This window comes from Ralstonia sp. 25mfcol4.1, from assembly GCF_900104095.1.
Lineage (GTDB): Bacteria > Pseudomonadota > Gammaproteobacteria > Burkholderiales > Burkholderiaceae > Cupriavidus.
This window is the reverse complement of the sequence record NZ_FNJO01000008.1, coordinates 211,091-233,695: the sequence shown is the minus strand read 5'-3', so window position 1 is coordinate 233,695 and position 22,605 is coordinate 211,091. Positions and strand designations below refer to the sequence as shown.

At 65.7% G+C, this 22,605-nt stretch carries 20 protein-coding genes; 8 read left to right on the top strand and 12 right to left on the bottom strand.

All coding sequences use genetic code 11. From position 1 onward, the window contains the following. Nucleotides 1-11 precede the first annotated feature (11 nt). The 4 genes from BLQ58_RS16350 to BLQ58_RS16335 form a co-directional block, all read right to left on the bottom strand. Nucleotides 12-629 carry a TRAP transporter small permease gene (locus tag BLQ58_RS16350; RefSeq protein ID WP_175459936.1) on the bottom strand — a complete coding sequence of 206 codons (618 nt, stop codon included), beginning with the start codon at nt 627-629 and terminating at the stop codon, nt 12-14. A gap of 188 nt (nt 630-817) precedes the next feature. Beyond that, complete coding sequence (locus tag BLQ58_RS16345; RefSeq protein WP_217636023.1) at nt 818-1,813, bottom strand: sialic acid TRAP transporter substrate-binding protein SiaP; 996 nt, start codon at nt 1,811-1,813, stop codon at nt 818-820. 75 nt (nt 1,814-1,888) lie between these two features. Next, nucleotides 1,889-2,914, bottom strand: coding sequence for an L-idonate 5-dehydrogenase (locus BLQ58_RS16340; RefSeq protein WP_092600097.1), 1,026 nt, complete (start codon nt 2,912-2,914; stop codon nt 1,889-1,891). Beyond that, entirely contained in the window at nt 2,914-3,651 is a 738-nt protein-coding gene (locus BLQ58_RS16335; RefSeq protein ID WP_092600094.1) for a FadR/GntR family transcriptional regulator, read from the bottom strand. Before BLQ58_RS16335 ends, BLQ58_RS16340 begins: the two co-directional genes overlap by 1 nt. Before the next feature lie 389 nt (nt 3,652-4,040). Here BLQ58_RS16335 and BLQ58_RS29495 point away from each other — a divergent pair, with 389 nt between their 5' ends. After that, entirely contained in the window at nt 4,041-4,574 is a 534-nt protein-coding gene (locus BLQ58_RS29495; protein WP_254775984.1) for an RcnB family protein, read from the top strand. A gap of 217 nt (nt 4,575-4,791) precedes the next feature. Here BLQ58_RS29495 and prmB read toward each other — a convergent pair whose 3' ends face one another. The 6 genes from prmB to dapC all read right to left on the bottom strand — a co-directional run bounded on the left by prmB (nt 4,792) and on the right by dapC (nt 9,872). Next, entirely contained in the window at nt 4,792-5,685 is an 894-nt protein-coding gene (gene prmB, locus BLQ58_RS16325) for a 50S ribosomal protein L3 N(5)-glutamine methyltransferase (RefSeq protein ID WP_092600091.1), read from the bottom strand. Nucleotides 5,686-5,722: 37 nt separating this feature from the next. Continuing rightward, nucleotides 5,723-6,874, bottom strand: a complete 1,152-nt coding sequence (dapE, locus tag BLQ58_RS16320) for a succinyl-diaminopimelate desuccinylase (protein WP_092600088.1) — start codon at nt 6,872-6,874, stop codon at nt 5,723-5,725. Nucleotides 6,875-6,913: 39 nt separating this feature from the next. After that, entirely contained in the window at nt 6,914-7,261 is a 348-nt protein-coding gene (locus BLQ58_RS16315) for an arsenate reductase (RefSeq protein ID WP_092600085.1), read from the bottom strand. A gap of 22 nt (nt 7,262-7,283) precedes the next feature. After that, nucleotides 7,284-7,673 (bottom strand): hypothetical protein, encoded by a 390-nt coding sequence (locus BLQ58_RS16310; protein WP_092600082.1) that lies wholly within the window; start codon nt 7,671-7,673, stop codon nt 7,284-7,286. A gap of 67 nt (nt 7,674-7,740) precedes the next feature. Then, nucleotides 7,741-8,565 carry a 2,3,4,5-tetrahydropyridine-2,6-dicarboxylate N-succinyltransferase gene (gene dapD, locus BLQ58_RS16305; protein ID WP_092600079.1) on the bottom strand — a complete coding sequence of 275 codons (825 nt, stop codon included), beginning with the start codon at nt 8,563-8,565 and terminating at the stop codon, nt 7,741-7,743. Between the two features lie 107 nt (nt 8,566-8,672). Then, complete coding sequence (gene dapC, locus BLQ58_RS16300; RefSeq protein ID WP_092600076.1) at nt 8,673-9,872, bottom strand: succinyldiaminopimelate transaminase; 1,200 nt, start codon at nt 9,870-9,872, stop codon at nt 8,673-8,675. 273 nt (nt 9,873-10,145) lie between these two features. On the opposite strand from dapC, the gene BLQ58_RS16295 reads away from it, so the two are divergent. Together BLQ58_RS16295 and BLQ58_RS16290 are read left to right on the top strand one after the other, a co-directional pair. Beyond that, nucleotides 10,146-10,748, top strand: coding sequence for a hypothetical protein (locus BLQ58_RS16295; protein ID WP_092600073.1), 603 nt, complete (start codon nt 10,146-10,148; stop codon nt 10,746-10,748). A gap of 10 nt (nt 10,749-10,758) precedes the next feature. Further along, nucleotides 10,759-11,052, top strand: coding sequence for a hypothetical protein (locus BLQ58_RS16290; RefSeq protein ID WP_092600070.1), 294 nt, complete (start codon nt 10,759-10,761; stop codon nt 11,050-11,052). Nucleotides 11,053-11,130: 78 nt separating this feature from the next. Here the strand turns inward: BLQ58_RS16290 and BLQ58_RS16285 are convergent, their stop codons facing one another. After that, a complete protein-coding gene (locus BLQ58_RS16285; RefSeq protein WP_092600261.1) occupies nt 11,131-11,970 on the bottom strand; it encodes a ferritin family protein in 840 nt (279 codons plus the stop codon). Between the two features lie 459 nt (nt 11,971-12,429). Between BLQ58_RS16285 and smc the strand changes: the two genes are divergently transcribed. Genes smc through def form a run of 4 tightly spaced genes read left to right on the top strand, consistent with a single transcriptional unit; the run spans nt 12,430 to nt 20,053 of the window. Continuing rightward, nucleotides 12,430-15,945: a chromosome segregation protein SMC gene (smc, locus tag BLQ58_RS16280; RefSeq protein WP_092600067.1), complete on the top strand. Its 3,516-nt coding sequence runs from the start codon at nt 12,430-12,432 to the stop codon at nt 15,943-15,945. Nucleotide 15,946: 1 nt separating this feature from the next. Next, complete coding sequence (locus BLQ58_RS16275; protein WP_092600064.1) at nt 15,947-17,353, top strand: cell division protein ZipA C-terminal FtsZ-binding domain-containing protein; 1,407 nt, start codon at nt 15,947-15,949, stop codon at nt 17,351-17,353. Nucleotides 17,354-17,366: 13 nt separating this feature from the next. Then, nucleotides 17,367-19,523 (top strand): NAD-dependent DNA ligase LigA, encoded by a 2,157-nt coding sequence (gene ligA / locus BLQ58_RS16270; RefSeq protein WP_092600060.1) that lies wholly within the window; start codon nt 17,367-17,369, stop codon nt 19,521-19,523. Then, complete coding sequence (def, locus tag BLQ58_RS16265; protein ID WP_092600057.1) at nt 19,520-20,053, top strand: peptide deformylase; 534 nt, start codon at nt 19,520-19,522, stop codon at nt 20,051-20,053. The genes ligA and def overlap by 4 nt, the downstream gene beginning before the upstream one ends. A 36-nt stretch (nt 20,054-20,089) precedes the next feature. Here def and BLQ58_RS16260 read toward each other — a convergent pair whose 3' ends face one another. After that, a complete protein-coding gene (locus BLQ58_RS16260) occupies nt 20,090-21,550 on the bottom strand; it encodes an MFS transporter (protein WP_092600054.1) in 1,461 nt (486 codons plus the stop codon). A gap of 115 nt (nt 21,551-21,665) precedes the next feature. On the opposite strand from BLQ58_RS16260, the gene BLQ58_RS16255 reads away from it, so the two are divergent. Next, nucleotides 21,666-22,592, top strand: coding sequence for a helix-turn-helix transcriptional regulator (locus BLQ58_RS16255; protein ID WP_092600051.1), 927 nt, complete (start codon nt 21,666-21,668; stop codon nt 22,590-22,592). Nucleotides 22,593-22,605: the final 13 nt, after the last annotated feature.

The following is a 22,605-nucleotide window of genomic DNA, read 5'->3' as shown; positions in this document are numbered from 1 at the left end:
GCCCGGGCTCCTTAGTCGTCAAACGATTCGAAGGCTTCCGGGCGTTCCAGAATCGAATAGCCGTTTCGCCAGTTTTGCCAGGTCACCTGGATCGAGCGTCCCAGCATCAGCACGAAGCCGAGCAGCGCCCCCCAGTACACATAGTTCTTGTTCCATTCGATGGTGGTCATCGGCTCGTCCCCCACGATGCCGATGTACTTCCAGACCAGCCACGCGGCGTAGCCCAGGAACGCCGTGCGCAGCACGTCGACCAGCGTGGACAGCACGCGCGCCGGGCCATGCGGCAGGTAGCGATAGATCAGGTCCACCTGGATATGGCGGCTCTTGCGCACGCACATCGACGCGCCGATGAAGACCACGCCGATCAGGCAGTAGGTGGCCAGTTCCTCGGTCCAGGCCAGCGAATCGTTCATCACGTAGCGCGTGAAGAACTGCATGAAGACCAGCAGCGTCATGACCCAGAACAGGCCCAGGGTGAACCAGTCCTCGGCGGCGTAGCCGGAAAGGTCCACCGGCTGCGCATCGGCGGCCTCGAAGGTGTGGACGATCTCCTCGACCGAAGTCATGTGCGGGGCGCCTTCGGCGGGCGGGGTGTCCGTGGGCCGGTCGGGCAAGGCCTGGGAACGCATTTCCATTGGATGTCTCCGTTCCTGTGGTGGGTTTTCTGCCCCCTCCCGCTGGCGGGAGAGGGGCGGGGGAGAGGGCGTTGACGATCTGCTTGCCGGCAAATCGGGGATTTGAACCGCCGGGCCCTATCCCCCAGTCCCTCTCCCACGTTGTGGGAGAGGGGAGGCAACCGGCAGGCAAGCAAAGTTCGTTACTTCACCGCCTGGATCTTTTCCCAGTCCGCCTTGCGATAGCCCTGCGACTCGATGCTGACGTTCTTCAGCACGGCGTCGCGATACTCGGGAATGCTGACCTCCGTCACCGTGATGCCCTTCTGCTTGAACACGGCCACGAGTTCCTTCTCGCGCGCCACCACGTCGGCCGTTGCCTTGGTGGCGGCTTCCTGCGCCACGTCGAGGAACATCTTGCGCTCGGGCTCGGACAGCTTCTTCCAGAGCGCGCCCGAGACAATCGTGTTCAGGTGATCGACGATATGGCCAGTCAGCACGATGTACTTCTGCACCTCGTAGAACTTTTTCGCCTCGATGGTGGTCAGCGGGTTTTCCTGGGCTTCCACGGTACCGTTCTGCAGCGCCAGGTAGACCTCGGCGAACGCAATCGGCGACGTGTTCACGCCGCAGGCCCGTGGCATGGCCAGGTAGGCGGGCACGTCAGGCACGCGCATCTTGAGACCCTTCATCTCGGCGCAGTGCGAGAACGGCTTGTTCGAGGTGGACTGGCGCGTGCCGTAGTACGTGGTGGCCACGATATGGTTGCCGGTCTTCTGCTCGTAGCCCGCCGTCAGTTCCTTGTAGATGTCGCTCTTCGTGTAGGCCAGCAGGTGGTCGGGGCCCCGGAAGATGTACGGGTAGTACGTCACGCCGATGCGCGGGAACGACTTGGCCGCGAAGCTGGAGCCCGAGATGATGATGTCCACCGTGCCCATCGCCAGGCCCTGGTTGATATCGTTTTCCTTGCCCAGTTGTGACGCCGGGAACACGTCGATCTGGTACTTGCCGTTGCTGCGCTTCCTGATCTCGTCTGCGGCCCAGACCGACCACTTGTGGAACGGCTCCGAGGTTTCATAGACGTGCGCCCACTTGAGCTTGATCGGGGCGGCCTGCTGGGCCAGGGCCGGGGTGGTCAGGGTGGCGGCGAACAGCAGGGCCGCACCAAGCATGGACGAGAACTGCCGGCGACGTAGCATCATGGGTGTCTCCTTTTTCGGTGAAAGATCCGCCGGTCTTATTGGGGTGACCAGTCGGCATGCGAGGGCAAAACCTCACCCGGTCAACTGCACCTTGGTACTGCGTGATTTGTCGGCTGCCAGCTGGAAGGCCTCGACGGCCTGTGCCAGCGGCAACTGCGCGGACAGCAGCGGCCGCACGTCGAGCCGCCGGCTGGTCAGGTACTGCACCGCCCAGTCGAACTCCCGGCCAAAGCGGAACGCGCCCACGTAGTCGATTTCGCGCGCCATGATGCTGTTGGCGGGGAAGTGCAGCCCTTCGGCTGGCAGGGTGCCGACCTGCACGATGCGGCCGCCCCGGCGCGTGGCCGTCAGGCACGTGCCCAGCGCGGCGGCGCTGCCGGCGGCCTCCAGGCTCACGTCGGCAATGTCCTGCAGTTCGCTGGCGGGCACCTGCGGGGTCAGGATGGTGCGGTCGGCGCCCACCGTCGCAGCCACGTCGAGCGGTCGCTGGGCGATGTCGCACACGATGATTTGCGCCGCGCCGGCCAGCCGCGCGGCCATCACCGTCAGGCTCCCGATGGTGCCGCCGCCGGTGACCAGCACGGTCTTGCCGAGCAGTTCACCCGCCCGGTTCACGCCGTGCAGCGCCACCGACAGCGGTTCGGCAAAGGCCAGTTCGCCCAGCGAGATATCGGCTTCCACCGGCGTCAACTGCCGCTCATGCATCAGGAAGTGCTGCCGGAACATGCCCTGCACGTGCGGAAACACGCTTGCGCTGCCCAGGAAGCGCATGTTGCGGCACAGGTTGTCGCGGCCGGCGCGGCAGTAGTCGCACTGGCCGCACGCGTGCGACGGATTGATCGCCACCTTCATGCCCGGCGCCACGTGGGTGACGGCGCTGCCCACCGCCTCGACGATGCCGGACGCTTCGTGTCCTGGCGTCAGCGGTTCCCTGATGACGAAGGCGCCGACCTTGCCGTGGAAGAAGTAGTGCAGGTCCGACCCGCAGATGCCGGCCGCGCCCAGGCGCACCCGCACATCGTGCGCGCCGGGGACGGCCGGTTCCACCTCGGTAAAGCGCAGGTCTTCGCTGGCGTGGATATGGCAGGTCAGGGACATCACGACTCCTCGCTGTGGACTTTCACGTCTTTGCCATGGCCCGGCCACGCCGCGTAGAAGCGGTGATGGGACAGCTCCAGGTGGTCGCACATCGCGGCCCGCGCCGCATCGGGCGAGCCGGAATCGATGGCGTTCACGACGGCACGGTGTTCGGCAATGGCAGCGGTCCAGCTTTCGGCGTTCTCGAAATGGTTGCCAAACTGCGCGAACAGCGGGTTATGGCGCTCGTCGAACAGTTCGGCCACCAGACGCAGCAGCACGGCGTTTTCCGATACCTCGGCAATGCGCAGATGAAACATGCGGTCGCCGCGCACGGGGATATTGCCGCCGCCGGCTTCCTCTTCCATCAGCGCGATCGATTCGGCCAGCGCCTCCAGCAGTGCCGGCGTGCAGTGGCGCGCGGCCCCGGCAGCCATTTCGCCCTCGATCACCTGCCGGGCGCGGATCACGTCCAGCGGCGTCGCGGCGACGATGCCGCCCGCGTGCGAGGCCGGTGGCGTGGCATCGGCGGCGCAGGCGTAGATGCCCGATCCCATGCGGACCTCGACCAGGCCTTCCACCTCCAGCGCAATCAGGGCCTCACGGACCGACGGACGCGACACACCCAGTTGCACCGCCAGGTCGCGCTCGGGCGGCAGCCGGGCGCCGACGGGGAACTCCCCGCTTTCGATCAACCGGCGCAGCTGGTCGGCAATCTGGCGGTACAGGCGACGCGGTTCGATCTGCTGAAGCGGCATGGGGTATCCCGGGCAGGCAGCGGACAAATGGTCAAGCGGTCTGACCAATTTCTAGGAGACTTTGCGCGGGGCTTCAAGAAAATGTTATGGCGCGCCGCAGCAGGGAATCGGCCAAGGAAAGCAGCGGCGTCGAGGACCGGGCGCCAGGGAAGATATGACACGGCTGCATGCCAAAACTACCGCCATCGATGCCCATCTTCGCGGTTTTTTCAGTTTGGACGTTCCCTGGGTGGGGGGCGCAAGTTACTGAATTCATTGCGGAAAAACGGCTCGGGAGACGCCCGGTCGACATCGGGCCCTCATGCGGGCCCTGCATTTGCTACTAAGCTTTCTTGGGACTGCCCTGGTTCTGGGACAGTCTGACGTGTTCCGTCTGTGAGGAGATCACGATGCAAACGAAGACGTTAATTCCCGCTGTCCTGGTCGCCGCCGGCCTGCTGGCCGTGCCGCTCGCCCAGGCCCAGCAACAACAACCGATGCCCGGCCAGACGCAGCCGTCGGGTCCGACCCCCATGCCATCCCCTGGTCAGGCAGGCGCGATGCCTCCCAACGCGACGCCGATGCCGCCGGCCACCAGCGGCAAGCAGCCACATGGCACGTCGCAAAAGGGACAGAGCGCCGGCTCGCAAGGCAACATGTCTCAGGGCGGTATGTCGTCCTCGGGCAGCATGTCGCAAGGCTCGATGTCGTCCGGCCAGCCTGGCTCCACGCCGATGGGCGCACAGTCGCCTTACTCGCCCAAGAAGTGGAACAAGGGCGAAAAGCTGCCGGCCGAATTCCGCGACCGGCAGTACGTGATCGACAAGTACAAGGACTACAACCTGCCGGCCCCCAAGAAGGGCTATCACTGGGTGGGCGTCGGCGCCGACTACTACCAGGTGTCGTCGAACGGCACGATCTATTCGGTCGGGCCGGGAGGCTGATCGGGGTAGGAGTTTTCCTAAGAAAAACGCCGCGGTTGTGCGGCGTTTTTTCGTTTAGTCGCCCGTACGGCGTCGTCAGCCTGAGCAAAAACGACGGCCCGGAGGGCATGTTCGATGGCGTCTGCGCACCAGATTTGCGCCGCGCGAACGCTTCTTGTATTTCAGCCGGAATCCCCGCACCAGATCTTGGTGATCGCCGGGGGCGATCTGCTGGCACTCAATCGGGCAACGCGTCGTACGTCACCAGAAATACCTGGTCATCGCCCGCGCTCACCGACAGCCAGACGATGTCGAGATCGGGGAAGGCCGCTTCCACGTTGTCGTGTTCGTTGCCGATTTCCACCACCAGCACCCCGCCCGGATTCAGGCGCTTCTTGGCGCCAGCGATGATCCGGCGCACCACGTCCATGCCATCGTCGCCGCCGGCCAGTGCCAGGCGCGGCTCGGCCAGATACTCGGCCGGCAGTTCGCGCATCGACTGCTCGTTGACGTAGGGCGGATTGGTCAGGATCACGTCGTACGTCGCCCCCGAAGGCAGCGGCGCGTACAGGTCGCCCTCGAACAGCGCGATGCGGGCTTCCATCTTGTAGTCCGCCACGTTGCGGCGGGCCACGGCCAGTGCGTCGGACGAAATGTCCACGGCGTCGATGCGCGCATTGGGCCAGACATGCGCGGCGATGATCGGCAGGCAGCCGGAGCCGGTGCAAAGCTCCAGCACCGGGCCGATCTGCCCGATGTCGCCGAGCCATGGCTCCAGGCCGTCCTGTAGCAATTCGCCGATAAAGCTGCGCGGCACGATCACGCGCGAATCCACGTAGAACCGCAGGCCGTGCATGAACGCCTCATGCGTGATGTACGCGGCCGGCACGCGTTCCGTGACGCGGCGGTCGATCACCTTGAGCACGGCGTCGACTTCCTCGGGCAGCAGGCGCGCGTCGAGGAACGGATCGAGCGTGTCCAGCGGCAGGTTCAGCGTGTGCAGCACCAGGTAGGCCGCTTCGTCATAGGCGTTCGCGCTGCCATGGCCGAACGACAGCCGGGCGGCGGTAAATCGGGAAACGGCCAGGCGCAGCAGGTCGCGGACGGTCTTCAGGGGGGATGGGGTAGCCATGGCGGTCGGTCGCTCCAATGGTAAGTCGATCAGCCGATCAGGCGATCAGGCGTTCCAGCACGCCGCGGTAAACGTTCTTGAGCGGCTCGATGAAGCGCACTTCCACGTGTTCGTCGATCTTGTGGATGCTGGCGTTCGGCGGGCCGAATTCAATGACCTGGGGGCAGATCTTGGCGATGAAGCGGCCATCGGACGTGCCGCCCGTGGTCGACAGCTCGGTGGTCACCCCGCACTCGGCGGCGATGGCGGCCGCCAGCGCGTCGGAAAGATCGCCGCGCGGCGTCAGGAACGGCTCGCCGCCCAGTGTCCAGTCCAGCGTGTATTCCAGGCCGTGCTGGTCCAGGATCGCATGCACCCGCTGCTTCAGGCCGTCCGGCGTACTGGCCGTCGAGAAGCGGAAATTGAAGTCGATGGTCACGTGGCCCGGAATCACGTTGGTGGCGCCGGTGCCCGCATGGATATTCGACATCTGCCACGTGGTGGGCGGGAAGTATTCGTTGCCCTGGTCCCACGTCTCGGCCACCAGCGCGGTCAGCGCCGGCGCGGCCAGGTGAATCGGGTTGCGCGCCAGGTGCGGGTAGGCGATGTGGCCCTGCACGCCCTTGACCGTGAGCTTGCCCGACAGCGACCCGCGGCGGCCGTTCTTGACCATGTCGCCCAGCGTATCGACCGAGGTCGGCTCGCCCACCACGCAGTAGTCCAGCCGTTCGCCGCGTGCCTTCAGGGCTTCCACCACCTTCACGGTGCCGTCGTGCGCGGGGCCTTCCTCGTCGCTGGTGATCAGGAACGCGATGGAACCGGCGTGGTCGGGGTGCCGGGCGACGAATTCCTCGCAGGCCACCACGAAGCCGGCAATCGACGTCTTCATGTCGGCTGCGCCACGGCCGTAGAGCTTGCCGTCGCGCTGGGTCGGTTCGAACGGGTCGGACGACCACTGGTCGAGCGGGCCGGTGGGCACCACGTCGGTGTGGCCGGCGAAAGCCAGCAGCTTGCCCGCCGTGCCCTGCGTGCCGCGCCTGACCGCCCACAGGTTGGTCACGCGGAACGTGTCAGGGCCGCTGACGATGTTCTCGCAGGTAAAGCCAAGCGCGGTCAGGCGCGCTTCCAGCACGGACTGGCAGCCTTCGTCGGCAGGGGTGACCGAGCGGCGGCGCATCAGGTCTTCGGTCAGGGCAAGGGTCGGATTCATGGTGCAGGGGGTGCGACGAATGGTGCGAGATTCGGGTCTTCAGAACAGCGAGGCGTACGTGTCGGCGGAAAACCCCACGCTGACCTTGCCATCGCGATCCAGTACCGGGCGCTTGATCAGCGACGGGCTGGTCTGCATCAGGGCCACGGCGCCGGCTTCGTTGTCCGCCTTGGCCTTGTCGGCGTCGGACAGCGCGCGGTACGTCGTGCCTTTCTTGTTCAGCAGCGTGGCCAGCGGCACGTGCTTGAGCCAGGCGCGCAACATCTTCTCGTCGACGCCTTGCTTCTTGAAATCGTGGAACGTGTAATCGACACCGTTCGATTCCAGCCAGGTGCGGGCCTTCTTGACGGTGTCGCAGTTGGGAATGCCGTAGAGCAGGACGGTCATGATGCGCGGAATCGGGATGAAATCAACGGAACAGCAGGTTGATCGCGATGATCAGCCCGCCCAGGCCAAATGCCACGCCAGCCATGGCCACGGCCGTCATCAGGCGCAGCCGGCGGTCCAGCCGCGCGGCCTCGCGGCGCAGCGCCTCGATCGTGATCGCGTGCTGCTCGGCCAGCAGCTTGACGGCTTCGGCCTGCTGCACGGCAGCGGCCTCCAGTTCCGCGATGCGTGCCGCCGGATCGCGCGGCGGCTCGGCGTCTGGCTGTGTGCCTTCGCCGCCGTCCTTGCGCTTGCCCTTCTTGAGCTTCTCGATGGTCTTGTTGGCCTGTTCGAGGATGGTGGGCAGCAGGGATAGCACGGTACTGACGGTGGCGGGGTCGAGGGCCATGAGTCGCTTGGCAGAGGATGGCATCGGCTGGGCTGTGATCCGCCGCCGGGACGGGCCCGGCGGCTGGGTGCGGCTTGGAAGATCCGTGGGATCAGTCGCGCAGCAGGTCGTTCAGGCTGGTCTTGGCGCGGGTTTGCGCGTCCACCTTCTTCACGATCACGGCGCAGTACAGGCTGTACTTGCCATCCTTGGACGGCAGGTTGCCCGCCACCACCACCGAACCGGCCGGCACGCGGCCGTAGTGGATCTCGCCCGTTTCGCGGTCGTAGATCTTGGTCGACTGGCCCAGGTACACGCCCATCGAGATCACGGAATTTTCTTCGACGATCACGCCTTCCACGACTTCCGAACGGGCGCCGATGAAGCAGTTGTCCTCGATGATGACCGGGTTGGCCTGCAGCGGCTCCAGCACGCCGCCGATGCCTACGCCACCCGACAGGTGAACGTTCTTGCCGATCTGGGCGCACGAACCGACGGTGGCCCAGGTGTCGACCATCGTGCCTTCATCGACGTAGGCGCCGATGTTCACGTACGACGGCATCAGCACGGCATTCTTGGCGATGAACGAGCCACGGCGGGCCACGGCCGGCGGCACCACGCGGAAACCGGCCTTGGCGAAGTCGTCCTGGCTCCAGTTGGCGAACTTGGTCGGCACCTTGTCGTAGAACTGGGCAAAGCCGCCGGCGCTCATCGGCGCGTTGTCTTCCAGGCGGAACGACAGCAGCACGGCCTTCTTGACCCACTGGTTGACGATCCAGTCCTTGCCTTGCTTCTCGGCCACGCGCAGCGCGCCGGAATCCAGTTGCGAGATCACGTTGGCCACGGCTTCGCGGATATCGTTCGGCGCGGACTTCGGCGACAGGCTGGTGCGGTCTTCCCAGGCCTGGTCGATCAGGGCTTGCAGAGCTTGCGTCATGATGGTGTTCTCAGTGGTGATTTGTGTGAGAGGCGGCGCCGGTGGCAGGGCCCCGGCGCCAGGGCATTCGATCGGTGAAGCAGGGTGAAGCGTTGGCGCCAGGTCTGTCAGCCCAGCGACTTGCAGAATTCGACAATCCGGCGCGCGCCTTCCAGGCACTCGTCGGGCGTGGCCACCAGCGCCATGCGCACGCGGTTCTTGCCGGGGTTGGCATCGTGCGCATCGCGCGCCAGGTAGCTGCCCGGCAGCACGGCCACGTTCTGCTCGGCCAGCAGCCGGACGGCGAATTCGGTGTCGTTCAGGCCCGTGCGCGATACATCGGCCCACAGGTAGAACGCGGCGTCGGGCAGCGCCACGTCCAGCACCTGGGCCAGCAGCGGCGTGACTTCGGCAAACTTGCGCACATAGGCGGCGCGGTTGTCGCGCACATGCGCCTCGTCGCCCCATGCGGCCACGCTGGCGGCCTGGACGGCCGGGTTCAGCGCGGCACCGTGGTAGGTCCGGTACAGCAGGAACTTCTTCAGGATCGCGGCGTCGCCGGCCACGAAGCCCGAGCGCAGGCCCGGCACGTTCGATCGCTTGGACAGGCTAGAGAACATCACCAGGCGCTCGAAACCGCGACCCAGCTTGTGGGCGGCCTCCAGCGCGCCCAGCGGCGGCGTGGCTTCGTCGAAATAGATCTCGGAATAGCACTCGTCCGAAGCAATCACGAACCCGTAGCGGTCCGACAGTTCGAACAGCTGCTTCCAGTCATCCAGCGACAGCACGGCGCCCGTGGGATTGCCCGGGGAGCATACGTAAAGCAGCTGCACCTTCGGCCAGACATCGGCATCGATCTGGTCGAAGGCCGGGGCGAAATTGCGCGCCGGATCGCTGTTGGCGAACACCGGGCGGGCACCGGCCAGCAGGGCTGCGCCTTCATAGATCTGATAGAACGGATTCGGGCACAGCACCAGCGGATCGGGCTGGCTGGCATCGATCACGGTTTGCGCGAATGCAAACAGCGCCTCGCGCGACCCGCTGACCGGCAGCACCTCGGTGGCGGCATCGACTTTCGGCAGGTGGTAGCGGTGCTCCAGCCAGCCGGCAATGGTCTGGCGCAGCGCATCGGTGCCGGCCGTGGCCGGGTAAACGGCCAACCCGGACAGCGATGCAGTCATCGCGTCCTTGATGAACTGCGGTGTCGGATGCTTGGGCTCCCCAATGCCGAAACTGATGGCCGGCTTGTCGGCCGGTTTCACATCGGCCACCAGCACGCGCAGTTTCTCGAAAGGGTAGGTCTGGAGCAGGTCGAGGCGCGGATTCACGGTGGCAGGGCGGCGGGGCGGTTGAAACGCAGAAGTATATCGCGCCGGGCACATGACCGGAAAGCGCGGGCGGGTCGCGGGCGCCCGGCCAAGCGCCCGGGCGCGGCCGTGCTTCCTTGTCTGGGCTTCCCCTTGTCTGGCGTCCCCTTGTCCGGGGTTCCATCACGCAGGTCAATCGCCCTCATGTTTCCGTGCTGTTTCAGACACGTCTCATTTCAATGTCGCTTCAGGCCGGCCAGACTGGGCACTTCACCAATACCTGGGCAATGCGGAATGGCTCCATGGAAGCATGACTGGAGGCTGCAGGACCACGCGATACGGATTTTCTGCGCGGTCTCGTGCAGCCTGTTGATTATCGTCGCCTATTCGGGATACGAACGTGTCCTGGCATTGCGGCGCAATTTCGATATTTTCTCGTATGCGGGCACGGTGGCGACGCTGGTTGGCCTGATTATCGCCGTCTGCGAAGTACTAAATGGACTCAGGGTTTCGAAGTCGATTCAGCATGAGGCCCGTTCTGTGTTGACGCATGCAAACCGCGTTGATGCTGCGGCAGGCATCGGCCACTGTGTGTCGGCGCTGAACGAAGTCATTTCATACGTCAACCAGAATGATTATCGGTTTGCGTGGCGCTGTTTCGTTTTTTTCAGGAAGACATACGTCAGAATATTTCCGAAGGCGTCTGGCGACGGGAATCCTGATGGGCTGAACGTACTGGGGCAAATCGAGGAGGTATTTGCCTATGCGTTGAACCGGGGCGTGCCTGGCTACCTGTCGCGGGTGCAAAAAACGGAACTGGTCAAGAAACTGCTGCAGGTGAAGCAGGAAATCGAGGCGAGTCATCCCGCAGGAGGGAAAATCGATGTTGCCCTGTAGTGTTTCAAATATGCTGATTCGTTTGCGCGAGAAAACCGAAAGCGGCGATATGGCGTGGGAATTCGATGAAATGGAATCGGCTGTGCAGGCGGAGTTGCCGAAATTCGAGATTCAATTGCGATACAACTACAGTCTTACCGAGCACGTGCCGGAATTCAGGATCGTATTTACCAGAAAGCTGACAGGCAAGGATTATCATTTCTGGACCGACGAGCGATGTGGGGATTATCAGGTTGTGCGTCGCCTATATGATTGTGCTTTGGCGTCGGAGCTTGCAGCCGATCTCGATCTGGATCTGGATTGACGGCAGGCCGGAGGCGTTTCCCGCCGGCCTGAACCGACAAATCCAGCTGGCACCCGGGGCGTCGGGCGAAGCCCGGCGTCAATACAGCATTACCCGCGACACCATCGCGACGATGGGCCGACGTACCAGGTCTTCCAGGCGCGCATGCAGGTGCAGGGGGCGCAGCAGCATCTTGATGGTCATCTCGATCGGCAGGTGGCGCCTGACCACGGCGCTGCAGCGCGAATTGAGCGCGCGGACCTCGCGATCCGGCACGTCTTCGCGGTTTTGCTCGATACGCAGCACGTTGCGCAGGGCGATTTCGGCGTCCTCGTTCTTGATCTCCAGGAGCCGGCGCGCCAGGGCGGCCAGCACCCTGGCACGGCCAAGCCGCTCCCGGTTGCTCAAGTCATTGAAATACCGGAAGAAATGCTTGTAGTGACGCACTTCGTCATTGGCGATGCGGCGCGTCAGGCTCCGCAGCACGGGCTCGTCGCTGGCTTGTTCCAGCGCTCGGTAATAGGTGGCTGTGCCGGTTTCGACCACGCAGCGCGCGGCCATTTCCAGTGCCGGGGTACGCTCGAAATTGTCGACGGAACAGGTCTTGCTGTACTCGTCGAAGAACCGCCGGTAGCCGCGTTCCCAGTCGAATTCGGGCCAGACGTGCTCGACGTAGCGGCGCAGCGCCAGGCCGTGCTGCAGTTCCTCCGATTCCCAGTGCTGCGACAGCCATTCGGCCGCGTCGGGCACGTCGGCGTAGTACTGCGCCAGGTTGCCGGCGTAGGTGTCAGACCCGCTCTCGATGAACGAGGCGCCGGTCAGCAAATAGAAGAGCGTGCGATCGTCGCGGACTTTTGCGACGTCGATGGCGTCATAGTCGATCTCGGCGATGGACCACGGAAGGTCGCCCGGCGTCTCGGCCGGTGGGGTTGGGGTCATGCTCAGTCCTCCAAAACTGCTGCGATGCAGGCAATCAAGCTTCAGACTGGCCGCGCGCGCCATGAGGACAGCGGCAGGCATGGCGGAGCGGCGGGCGCGGCGCATGGGGGTGGGGCCCCGGGATCACGCCGGCATCTCCAGAGACTAGCACTAACCCTGAGAAGTTTCTGGCGGCTTTGCCAGCTTGACGTTTGCATGAAACAACGAGGCGGGCTAGAAAGTGCATGCAGCATCGCCCGCAAGTATCGGAAATAAAAAGATTTTCACGTGGGACAGCGACCGCTTCGTGGCGCGTGCAACGGTGGCGAAAACGGCCGGTCAATGGATTGGCGATGGTATGATGAGCGCCAATCTATCGGGCACCGGGGGCAGTTTGCGGCGCAGGCGTCACGCCTTGCCGTGTGCTCCGGCGTGGACCCGGCGTTTCCAATTTCGTATCGCCCAAACCACACGACAACCGTGCGACTGTCCTCGATCAAGCTGGCGGGCTTCAAGTCCTTCGTCGATCCCACCAATTTTCAAGTGCCGGGCCAACTGGTCGGCATCGTAGGTCCCAACGGCTGCGGTAAATCCAACATCATCGATGCCGTGCGCTGGGTGCTTGGCGAATCACGTGCGTCGGAACTGCGTGGCGAATCCATGCAGGACGTGATCTTCAACGGCTCCACCGCGCGCAAGCAGGCGGGCCGGGCCAGCGTGGAGCTGGTGTTCGACAATGCCGAGGGCCGTGCCGCCGGGCAGTGGAGCCAGTACGCCGAAGTGGCGGTCAAGCGGGTGCTGACCCGCGACGGCACGTCTTCGTACTACATCAACAACCAGCCGGTGCGCCGCAAGGACATCCAGGACATCTTCCTGGGCACCGGCCTGGGGCCGCGTGCCTACGCCATCATCGGGCAGGGCATGATCTCGCGCATCATCGAGGCCAAGCCCGACGACATGCGGATCTTCCTGGAAGAAGCCGCGGGCGTGTCCAAGTACAAGGAGCGCCGCCGCGAGACCGAAAACCGGCTGGGCGACACGCGCGAGAACCTGACCCGCGTGGAAGACATCCTGCGCGAACTGGGCAACAACCTCGACAAGCTGGAAGGCCAGGCCGAGGTGGCGCAACGCTTCCGGCAACTGCAGTCCGAAGGCGAGGAAAAGCAGCACCTGCTGTGGCTGCTGCGCAAGCGCGAAGCCCAGGCAGAGCAGGAACGCCATGCCCGCGCCATCGAACAGGCGCAGATCGACCTGGAAGCCCAGACCGCGCAATTGCGCCATGTCGAGGCCGAACTCGAAACCATGCGCGCGGCGCACTATGCCGCATCCGATGGCATGCACGCCGCGCAGGGCGCCCTGTACGAGGCCAATGCCGAAGTCAGCAAGCTCGAAGCCGAAATCCGCTACGTGGTGGAATCGCGCAACCGGCTGCAGGCGCAGATCGCCGCGCTGACCGCCCAGCGCGAGCAGTGGCAGGGCAAGGCCGACCAGGCCAACGACGACATTGCGCAGGCCGAGGAAGACCTGGCGCTGGCCGAGGCCCGCACGATCGAGTGCCAGGACGCCGTGGCCCAGAAGACGGACGAGCTGCCCACCCTGGAAGCCCAGTGGCGCGACGCGCAGCAGAAGCTCAACGACCAGCGCAGCGGCATCATGCAGGCCGAGCAGGCACTGAAGCTCGAAGCCGCGCACCAGCGCAACGCCAACCAGATGCTGCAGCAGCTGGAACAGCGCAAGGAACGCCTGAAGGGCGAGGAGCAAGGGCTCGACCGTCCGGACGAAGTGCGGCTTGAAGAGCTGCGCATGGACCTGGCCGAGCAGGAGGCGACGCTAGAGGAAGCCCAGGCGTCGCTGATGGATGCCGAGGAATCGGTGCCGCGCCTGGACGCCGAGCGCCGCGCGGCGCAGGAGCGCGTGCAGAGCGAGACGGCCGCCATCGCTTCGCTGGACGCCCGCCTGGCGGCGCTGCGCCAGCTGCAGGAAAGCGTGCAGACCGATGGCAAGGTCCAGCCCTGGCTGGAACGCCATGGCCTGGCCGAGCTGCCGCGCCTGTGGAAGAAGGTCCATATCGAGCCGGGCTGGGAAAACGCGCTCGAATCGGTGCTGCGCGAAAAGCTCGCGGCACTCGAAGTGTCGAATCTGGACTGGGTCAAGGGTTTCCTGTCCGATGCCCCGCCGTCCAAGCTTGCGTTCTACACGCCGCCGCCCGCCGCGCGTCCGGTGGAAGCCCCGGCCGGGCTGCGTCCGCTGATGTCCCTGGTGCAGATCACCGAGCCCGGCATCCGCGCGGTGATGCAGGACTGGCTGGCCGACATCTACACGGCCGCCGACATGTCGCAGGCCCTCTCGGCACGCGGCACGCTGCCGGAAGGCGCCCAGTTCGTGGTGGCCGAAGGCCATCTGGTGGGCCGCAACGCGATCCAGATCTACGCGGCCGATTCCGAGCAGGCCGGCATGCTGGCCCGCGAGCAGGAGATCGAAAACCTGCAGAAGCAGTCGCGCGCGCAGATGCTTTTGTCCGACGAGGCGAGGGCCAACGCCATGCGCGCCGAAACCGCGTACACGCATGCCAGCACGACGCTGATCGAGGCGCGTGCGCGCGCCGAGCAGGCCACGCGCCGCGTGCATGCGCTGCAGATGGACGTGCTGAAGCTGTCGCAGGCGATGGAGCGGTTTTCGGCACGTAGCAACCAGATCCGCGAGGAACTGGGCGAAATCGATGCGCAGATCGACGAGCAACGCGCCATCCGTGCCGAATCCGAAGCCAGCTTCGAGCAGCACGACACGACGTTGGCCGAACTGCAGGCGTCGTACGAAGACCAGCAGATGGCCTTCGATGCCCTGGATACCCAGCTGACCCACGCGCGCCAGCAGTTGCGCGACATGGAGCGCGCCGCCCAGGAAGCGGTGTTTGCCGAGCGGAACCTGGCCGGCCGCATCGACGAACTGCGCCGCAATATCCAGATGGCAGCCGACCAGCGCGAGCGCGTGGCGGAATCACTGGAAAACGCCCGCGCCGAGCTGGAGACGATCAACGAGCAGACCGCGAATACCGGCCTGCAGGAAGCCCTGGAAGTGCGCGCCGAGAAGGAGCAGAAGCTGTCCGCCGCCCGGATCGAGCTCGATGCCCTGTCGGCGCAGTTGCGACAGTTCGACGAACAGCGTCTGGCAGCCGAACGCAGCCTGCAGCCGCTGCGCGACCGCATCACCGAATGCCAGCTCAAGGAACAGGCCGCGCGCCTGAACCAGGAGCAGTTCACCGAGCAGCTGGCCACGGCCGAGGTCGACGAGGCTGCGCTGGCCGAGAAGCTGACCGGCGACCTCAAGCCGTCGTACCTGCAGGGCGAAGTGACGCGCCTGAACAATGCGATCAACGCGCTGGGCCCGGTCAACATGGCCGCGCTGGACGAACTGGCCGCCGCCCGCGAGCGCAAGACGTTCCTCGATGCGCAGTCGGCCGACCTGACCGACGCCATCAACACGCTCGAAGACGCCATCAACAAGATCGACCAGGAAACGCGGGCCCTGCTGCAAGGCACGTTCGACCAGGTCAACCACCACTTCGGCGAGCTGTTCCCCGCGCTGTTCGGCGGTGGCCAGGCCAGGCTGATCATGACCGGCGAGGAAATCCTGGACGCCGGCGTGCAGGTGATGGCGCAGCCACCCGGCAAGAAGAACTCGACGATTCACCTGCTGTCCGGTGGCGAAAAGGCGCTGACGGCGATTGCGCTGGTGTTCGCGATGTTCCAGCTGAACCCGGCCCCGTTCTGCCTGCTGGACGAGGTGGACGCGCCGCTGGACGACGCCAACACCGAGCGTTACGCCAACATGGTCGCGCGTATGTCCGACAAGACACAGTTCGTATTTATTTCCCACAACAAGATTGCGATGGAGATGGCCCACCAACTGATTGGCGTGACGATGCAGGAGCAGGGTGTCTCGCGGATCGTGGCAGTGGACATGGATGCAGCCGTATCGATGGCGGAGGCCGCTTAAGATGGAACTGCAGAACGCACTGATCATCGCGGGTGTTGTATTGCTGCTGTTGCTGGTGGCCTATAACCGCTGGCAGATCCACAAGGCCCGCCGCGTGCGGCCGCTGATGCCCGAGGACGACCTGCCGCCGATGCGCGAGCCGGTGGTGGGCAAGACCACGCAGCCCGAAACGCAGGCCAAGCTGAAGGAAGCGCCGCCCGAGCACGTGAGCCGGCGGGAGCCGACGCTGGGCGAGGCGGGCAAGGGCCTCAAGCATGACGCGCCGGCCGACGTCGCCGTGGCCACCGCCGCCGCCCATGCCGCCGCCAGTTCGGCCGATGCCGACGACATCGTGGCCGACGAGATTGCCGTGGCAGCCGCCCCGGCTGCCGGGCATGCCGACGCTAACGCCGAAGCGCACGCCGACACGCAGGCCGACACGCACGCCGACACGCACGCGCAAGCCCATGCCGGGGCACATGCCGATGCACTTTCGGCCGCCGAGCGGGAAGCCGGCAGCCGGGTTGCCGAGGAAGCCGTCGCAAAGGCCGCCCCGGCGACCCCCGCGACAGAATCCGTCCCGGACGGCCAGCCCGCCGCCGCCGTCATCGATCCGCTGATCGACTGCATCGTGCCGATGCACCTGGAGCGCAAGGCGTCCGGTGATCGCATCCTGCCGCTGACGGGCCGTCTGCGCCGCGCCGGCACGAAGCAGGTGCATATCGAAGGGCTGCGCGTCGAAGCCAACGCCTGGGAGCCGGTCACCGCCGGTCACCAGTACGAGGACCTGCAGGTGGCCGTGCAACTGGCCAACCGCAGCGGCCCGCTCAATGCACTGGAATTCTCCGAATTCGTCAACGCCGTGGAAGCACTGGCCGAGGCGCTGGATGCATCGGCCGACCTGCCCGACATGACCGAAACGGTGGCCAACGCACGGGAACTGGACGGCTTTGCGGCCGGTGCCGACGTGCAGCTGGGCGTCAACGTGATTTCCGACGGCGCGCCCTGGTCGGCTGCCTATGTGCAGACCGTGGCGACGCAGGACGGCCTGGTGCTGTCGCGCGACGGCACGCGGTTCATCCGCTACGAACCGGGCGCCGACGGGGTGCAGAAGCCACTGTTCACGCTGCAGTTCGGCGACACGAACTTCCTGCGCGACGACCTGACGCTGAACGCGGGTCGCCAGATCACGCTGCTGCTCGACGTGCCGCAGGCAGCGCAGGCGATCAAGCCGTTCAAGACGGTTTGCGAGTACGGCTACAGCCTGGCGCAGCGGATGGGCGCCCAGCTGGTGGACGACAATATGCGTCCGCTGACCGAAGCGTCGTTCGTGGCGATCTTCAACCAGCTCGAAAAGCTCTACGAAAAGCTGGAAGCGCGCGGCATGCCGGCCGGATCGCCGGTGGCCCAGCGGCTGTTCAGCGTATAACGACGGAGCCCCCATGACCGCCAAGCATCCAGGCGCGCGGGCTCCGGCCCCCGCGTCCGCCGGCCCGTTGCCGGCCCATGCGTCCCCCGCCGAGCGCGTGCAGTGGCTGCGCGCCGAACTGGAGCGCCACAGCTACCAGTATTACGTGCTCGATGCGCCGACCATTCCCGACGCGGAATATGACTCGCTGTTCAGCGAATTGCAGGCGCTGGAAACCGAACATCCCGACCTGCTGACCGACGACTCGCCGACCCAACGCGTGGGCGGGGCGCCGCTGGCTGCGTTCGATACGGTGCGCCACCGCGTGCCGATGCTGTCGCTGAACAATGGCTTCGAGGACGAGGACGTGGTCAGTTTCGACCGCCGCTGCGCACAGGGGCTGGGCAAGACCGCCGTGGCGGCGCCGGCCGATGACCTGTTCGGTGCAGCCGAAGCGGCCGAAAGCGCTGTCGAATACTCGTGCGAACTGAAGTTCGACGGCCTGGCCATGTCGCTGCGCTACGAGGACGGCAAGCTCGTGCAGGCCGCCACGCGCGGCGATGGCGAGACCGGCGAGGATGTGACCGCCAATGTGCGCACGATCAAGGCCATTCCGCTGAAGCTCCGCGGCAAGGCTCCGGCGGTGCTGGAAGTGCGCGGCGAGGTGTTCATGTATCGCGCCGATTTCGACCGCCTCAACGCGCGCCAGGCCGAGGCCGGCGAAAAGACGTTCGTCAATCCGCGCAATGCCGCGGCGGGCAGCCTGCGCCAGCTGGATCCGCGGATCACGGCCAGGCGTCCGCTGTCGTTTTTTGCCTATGGCATGGGCGAGTTGCAGGGCGCCGACCGTCCGGCCACGCACAGCGTGATGCTGGACGGGTTTGCCGCGCTGGGTTTGCCGGTCTGCGACGAACGCCGCGTGGTCAAGGGCGCGCAGGGGCTGCTGTCGTTCTATCGCGATATCGGCGAGCGCCGCGACCAGCTGCCGTACGACATCGATGGCGTGGTCTACAAGATCAATGCCATCCCCGAGCAGGAGCAACTGGGCTTTGTCTCGCGTGCCCCACGCTTTGCGCTGGCGCACAAGTTTCCCGCCCAGGAGATGACCACCACGGTCGAGGACATCGAAGTCCAGGTGGGCCGTACCGGCGCCATCACCCCCGTGGCGCGGCTGGCGCCGGTGTTCGTCGGCGGTGTGACCGTCACCAACGCCACGCTGCATAATGAGGATGAGATCCGCCGCAAGGATGTGCATATTGGCGATACGGTGATTGTTCGCCGTGCCGGCGACGTGATTCCCGAGGTGGTGGCCGTGGTGCTGGAGCGCCGGCCTGACAATGCGCGCGCCTTCGTGATGCCGACCGTGTGCCCGGTATGCGGGTCGCACGTGGAAAAGCTTGAGGGCGAGGCCATCGCCCGCTGCACGGGCGGCCTGATCTGCGCGGCGCAACGCAAGCAGGCGCTGATCCACTTCGCCCAACGGCGCGCGATGGATGTGGATGGCCTGGGCGACAAGATCGTCGAACAGCTGGTGGATATGGGGATCGTCCGCACGCCGGCCGATCTCTACAAGCTTGGCGTGGCCAAGCTGGCTGCGCTGGACCGCATGGCCGACAAGTCGGCCACGAACCTTGTGGAGGCCATCGACAAGTCGCGCGAGACCACGCTGAACCGGTTCATCTTTGCGCTGGGCATCCGCCACGTGGGCGAGGCCACGGCCAAGGACCTGGCCAAGCACTTCGGCAAGCTCGACAACCTGCTGGCCGCCGACGAGGCCGCGCTGCTCGAAGTCAACGACGTGGGCCCGGTGGTGGCGCAATCGATTGCCAATTTCCTGGCCGAGCCGCACAACGTCGAGGTGATCGAGCAGTTGCGTGCGGCAGGCGTACACTGGGCCGAATCGGAACCCACGGCACGGGCGCCGCTGCCGCTGGCCGGCAAGACCATCGTGCTGACCGGCACGCTGCCGACGCTGTCGCGCGAGGACGCCAAGGAAATGCTCGAAGCCGCCGGCGCGAAGGTGGCTGGCTCGGTATCGAAGAAGACCGATTACGTGGTGGCTGGCGCCGAAGCCGGCAGCAAGCTGGAAAAGGCGCAGGCGCTTGGTGTGCCGGTGCTGGACGAGGACGGCATGCTCAAGCTGCTGGCCGACGCCGGGGCCGAAGCCCCCGACAACGGAGAACCGCAATGATCCGCGAGATTCTGAAGATGGGCGATGCGCGGCTGCTGCAGAAGGCGCGGCCGGTGACGGATTTCAATACGCCGGAACTGCGGCTGCTGGTCGACGACATGTTCGACACGATGGAGCACGCCAACGGTGCCGGCCTGGCCGCGCCGCAGATCGGCGTGGATCTGCAGGTGGTGATCTTCGGCTTCGATCGCAACCCGCGCTATCCCGATGCGCCGACGGTGCCCAAGACCGTGCTGATCAATCCGGTGCTGGAGCCGCTGTCCGACGAGATGGAAGACGGTTGGGAGGGTTGCCTGTCGGTGCCGGGGCTGCGTGGCGTGGTGCCGCGCCACACCCGCCTGAAATACTCGGGCTTCGACATGCTCGGCAACCCGATCGAACGCGTGGCCGATGGCTTCCACGCGCGCGTGGTGCAGCACGAGTGCGATCACCTGATCGGCATGCTGTACCCGATGCGGGTCAAGGACTTCACGCGCTTCGGCTTCACGGAAGTCCTGTTTCCCGAACTGCCGCCCAACTACGACGACTGAGCGGGCGACGCGCCGGGCCGGCCTGGCGCGGGCCCGTCAGGCGGCGCCAGTGGCCAGCACCGGCTGGCCGTGGCGGGCGTGATAGATCGCTGCGGCCGCCACGAGTATCGTCATCAGGATCAGCTCGGCCGCCAGGCTCGTGAGCGTGGCATCGAGGTAGCTGCCGCCGTGGTGGATGCGCTGGGCGAATACCGTGCCCAGCAGTGCCGAGCCGAGGCCCAGCGACGCTTGCTGGACCGTGGCCAGTGCCGCGCTGCCTGCGCCGGCGTGATCGGGCGGAATATCGGCCAGCCCGATGCGATAGAAGCAGCCCACCACCAGCGCGTTGCCAATGCCGATCAGCATGGTCGGCGCGGCCAGCGTAAGCAGGTCGGGATGCGGCCAGACATGGCGCAGCGTCCAGGCCAGTGCCGCCATGCCTGCCATCTGGATCAGGCAGCCGATCAGCAGCACGCGCGTCCGGCCCCAGAGACCCACCACACGCGGACTCAGCAGCGAGGCCACCGAGAATGCCACGCCCAGCGGAATGAACGCATTGCCGGCCATCGTCGGCGTCATGCCGCCACCGCCCTGCAGGGCCAGCGCCAGCACGAACATGAAGCCGCTCCAGCACGCGTAGAACAGGATCGCCACCACGAAGCCGAAGCGCACGCTCGGTAGCCGCACCAGCGACGGTGGCAGCAGCGGATGCACGCCGCGCCGTTCCTGGCGCTTTTCAGCCTGCCACAGCCACAGCGTCAGCGGGCCCGCCGCCGCCAGCGTGGCCAGCACGGGCCAGGACCAGTGGAACATCGGCCCCATCGCCACGGGCAGCAGGACGGCCAGGATCACCATCGCCAGCAGCGCCGTGCCGGGGACATCGACGCCGGCCGGATTGTCCCGCCGCGTTTCCGGAATCACGCGCGGCGACAGCCACAGGATGGCCGCGCAGACGGGCAGGTTGATCAGGAACGCATTGCGCCAGCCCAGGCCGCCGATATCGGCATCCACCAGGAAGCCGCCCAGCACCTGTCCGATGATGAAGGCCACGCCTCCCACTGAAGCGAACAGCGCCAGCGCGCGGGAGTGCGCGTGCCCGCGCAGGCCCACGTGGATGGTGGCCAGGATCTGCGGCACCAGCAACGCGGCGGCCGCGCCTTGCAGCAAGCGGGCGCCCAGCAGCACCAGCATCGATCCGGCCACACCGCACAGCAATGAGGCGACGCCGAACAGCAGCACGCCGGCGTTGAATACGCGGCGGCGGCCGAAGTTGTCGCCCAGCCGGCCGCCCATGGCCAGGCACACGGCGAATGCCACGCCATAGATGGCCACCATCAGCTCCAGCTCGGCCGGCGAGGCGCCCAGCGAATGTTCAATGGGGTGCAGCGCCACATTGACGATGGAGAAATCGATCTGCGGCAGCAACTGGCCGGCCAGCAGCACGTACAGGCCGGTACGACCCAGTGACGGCGTGGAATCCGGTGTGGAAGTCTGGATGGAGGGTGCGGGGGCTTTCATGGAATGCGAACCTCGACAAGGCGTGAGGCTGGGAGTATGGTCATGCATTCAGACTGGTACAAGAGTCCAGTTAGACTGGTATAAAGAGTGTCAGGCTACGCAGGAGTGATACATCATGAACGCCCGTCAGGAACCGAGTGCGCTGTCGAACCCCGGAACCGGCCTGCCAACGGACAACGAACCGCTTGAGTTCGCTGCCCATTCCGGCACGGGCAGGGAGGCCGAACTGGGCGCCTTCCTGCGCGCCCGCCGGGAGAACCTCGATCCGGCGCGGATCGGCCTGTCCCGCGCCGGCCGACGCCGCACGCCGGGCCTGCGGCGCGAGGAAGTGGCCGCGATGGCCGATATCGGCATCACCTGGTACACCAAGCTGGAGCAGGGCAGGCCGATCCGCGTGTCGCCGAAGGTGCTCAATGCGGTGGCCGCCGCGCTGCAATGCTCGCCGACCGAGACCGAGCACCTGTTTACGCTGGCCGGCCTGCAACGGCCCGCGGCCCTGGCCGGCACGTCGGTGTGCGAAACGGTGTCGGTGACCACGCAGCGGATGCTTGACCAGCTCGACCCGATTCCGGCGCTGGTGCAGAACGCCCGCTTCGACATCGTGGCGCATAACGACGCTTATTGCCGGCTGCTCGGGATGAATGTCCCGAGCCTGCCCCCGGAAGACCGCAACTGCATCTATCTGGCACTGACGCACCCGGGCTGGCGCAAGGCCGTGCCCGACTGGGAAGGCATGGTCTGCAACATGGTGGCGATGTATCGGGCGGCGATGGCCGAGCACGTGGACGATCCGCTGTGGGAAGCGCAACTGGCGCGCTATATGGCCGTGTCCGAGAAATTCCAGCAGCTCTGGCAGCGATACCAGGTGCGCGGCATCCAGAACCACGTCAAGCGGTTCACCCATCCGGAAACCGGGGATTTCCAGCTGACCCAGACCAATTTCTGGACCGCGCCGCGCAATGGCGCGCGGCTGCTGGTGTATGTGCCGGCCGATGAGCAGGCCGAGGCGGCGCTAAGGAAGCTGCCGGCGGTGCATGTGTGAGGGATTCTTCCCC